Here is a 2,296-nt window from a genome sequence, read left to right on the forward strand (position 1 = left end):
CCCACCCCGGCCCTCCCCCACGGAGGGGGGAGGGAGGCCCCCTTGGCCGGCGTCGTGAGAGGACGGCGAGGGCCGGAAAGCTTCTGCAGATAGCAGCGGGGGGGACGGGGGGGCATATGTTCCCGGCCCAGGCCCTGGCCGAGGCGATGCTGGCGCGGGGCTGGCGGGTGAAGCTGTCGACCGACGACCGGGGTGCGCGCTATGCGGGGGGGTTCCCCGAGGCGGTGAAGGTCGAGCGCGTAGGGTCGGCGACCTTTGCGCGGGGCGGGGTGGCGGCGAAGCTTCTGGTGCCGTTCCGGATTTTGGGCGGGGTTCTGGGGGCGGTGTGGTCTCAAGTCACGGACCGGCCTGCGGTTGTGGTGGGGTTTGGCGGGTATCCGTCGATCCCGGCGCTGTCGGCGGCCTGGGTCTTGCGGCGGCCGCGGATGATTCATGAGCAGAACGGGGTTCTGGGGCGGGTGAACCAGGTCTTTGCGAAGCGGGTGCACAAGGTGGCCTGCGGGACCTGGCCGACGGCTTTGCCGGGTGGCATGGCGGGCGAGCCGGTGGGCAACCCGGTGCGGCAGGCGGTGCTGGACCGGGCAGCGGCGCCCTACATCCCGCCGGGAGACTATCCGATGTCGGTGGTCGTCATCGGCGGCAGCCAGGGCGCGCGGATCCTGTCGGAGGTGGTGCCGACGGCGGTGGCGGCGCTGCCAGAAGGCTTGCGGGCGAACCTGCGGATTGCGCATCAGGCGCGGGATGAGGATGCGGCGCGGGCAGCGGCGGCTTATGAGGCGGCGGGTGTCCGGGCGGAGATCGAGCCCTTCTTCGCGGATGTTCCGCGCAGGCTGTCCGAGGCTCAGCTGGTGATCAGCCGGTCGGGCGCGTCGTCGGTGGCCGACATCAGCGTGATCGGACGGCCTGCCATCCTGATCCCCTTTGCGGCAGCGACGGGGGACCATCAGACGGCGAACGCAAAGGGGCTGGTTGACGCTGCGGCAGCGGTGGTGATCCTGGAGAATAGGCTTGACGCGGCGGGCCTGGCGCGCCACATCGCCGCGATCTTGGAAGACCCGCACAAGGCCGAGACCATGGCGCGCGCAGCGCTTGGCGAAGGCAAGCCGGATGCCACCGCAAGGCTGGTGGCGCTGGTTGAAGACCTGGCAGGAGACCACGCATGAACGCAGCCGCGACGAAGCTTCCGCTGGAGCTTGGGCCGATCCATTTCGTGGGGATCGGCGGGATCGGGATGAGCGGTATCGCCGAAGTGCTGATGACGCTGGGCTATGGCGTGCAGGGGTCGGACGCGAAGGCCTCGAAGATCACCGAGCGGCTGGTGAAGCTGGGGGCAACGTTCTTTGAAGGGCAGCGGGCCGAGAACATCGGTGACGGCGTTTCGGTCGTGGTGATTTCCTCGGCGATCAAGAAGGGGAACCCCGAGCTGGAGGAGGCGCGGCGCCGGAAGCTGCCGGTGGTGCGCCGGGCGGAGATGCTGGCGGAGCTGATGCGGTTGCGGTCGAACATCGCGATTGCCGGGACGCATGGGAAGACGACGACGACGACGATGGTGGCGACTTTGCTCGACAAGGGCGGGTTTGATCCGACGGTGATCAACGGGGGGGTGATCCACGCCTATGGCTCGAACGCGCGGGCCGGGGCGGGGGAGTGGATGGTGGTTGAGGCGGATGAGTCGGATGGCTCGTTCAACCGGCTGCCTGCGACCATTGCGATCGTGACCAACATCGACCCGGAGCACATGGAGCATTGGGGTAGTTTCGATGCACTGCGGAAGGGGTTCCTGGATTTCGTCTCGAACATTCCGTTTTACGGGCTGGCGGTCTGCTGTACGGACCATCCGGAAGTGCAGGCGTTGGTGGGCCGGGTGACCGACCGCCGGGTGGTGACCTTCGGGTTCAACGCGCAAGCCGATGTGCGGGCGCAGAATCTGACCTATGCAAAGGGCGTGGCGCATTTCGATATCGCGCTGCAGTCGGAGAACATGATCATCGAAGGCTGCAGCCTGCCGATGCCGGGGGACCACAATGTCTCGAACGCCTTGGCGGCGGTGGCGGTGGCGCGGCATCTGGGGATGAAGAAGGACGAGATCCGCGAGGCTCTGGCGGGCTTTGCGGGGGTGAACCGGCGCTTCACCAAAGTCGGCGAGGTCAAGGGCATCACGATCATCGACGATTACGGGCACCATCCGGTGGAAATCGCCGCTGTGCTGAAGGCCGCGCGGCAGGCGACGAAAGGCCGGATCATCGCGGTGCACCAGCCGCACCGCTATACGCGGCTGTCGCACCTGTGCGAGGAC

The 2,296-nt window shown here is 67.8% G+C and carries 2 protein-coding genes; both read left to right on the plus strand.

Features of this window, described 5'->3' with window-relative positions; genetic code table 11:
- Positions 1 to 116: 116 nt before the first annotated feature.
- Positions 117 to 1,163 carry a UDP-N-acetylglucosamine--N-acetylmuramyl-(pentapeptide) pyrophosphoryl-undecaprenol N-acetylglucosamine transferase gene (locus tag ACRCSW_RS16625; RefSeq protein ID WP_438706767.1) on the plus strand — a complete coding sequence of 349 codons (1,047 nt, stop codon included), beginning with the start codon at positions 117 to 119 and terminating at the stop codon, positions 1,161 to 1,163.
- The coding region (gene murC / locus ACRCSW_RS16630) for a UDP-N-acetylmuramate--L-alanine ligase (protein WP_438706768.1) at positions 1,160 to 2,296 on the plus strand (1,137 nt) is incomplete at its 3' end. The genes ACRCSW_RS16625 and murC, both read left to right, overlap by 4 nt.

Source organism: Tabrizicola sp., from assembly GCF_051645465.1.
Lineage (GTDB): Bacteria > Pseudomonadota > Alphaproteobacteria > Rhodobacterales > Rhodobacteraceae > Tabrizicola.

Excerpts from the sequence above, each read along its gene's own strand:
- ACRCSW_RS16625 (WP_438706767.1), top strand. The coding sequence starts at position 117 with ATGTTCCCGGCCCAGGCCCTGGCCGAGGCGATGCTGGCGCGGGGCTGG.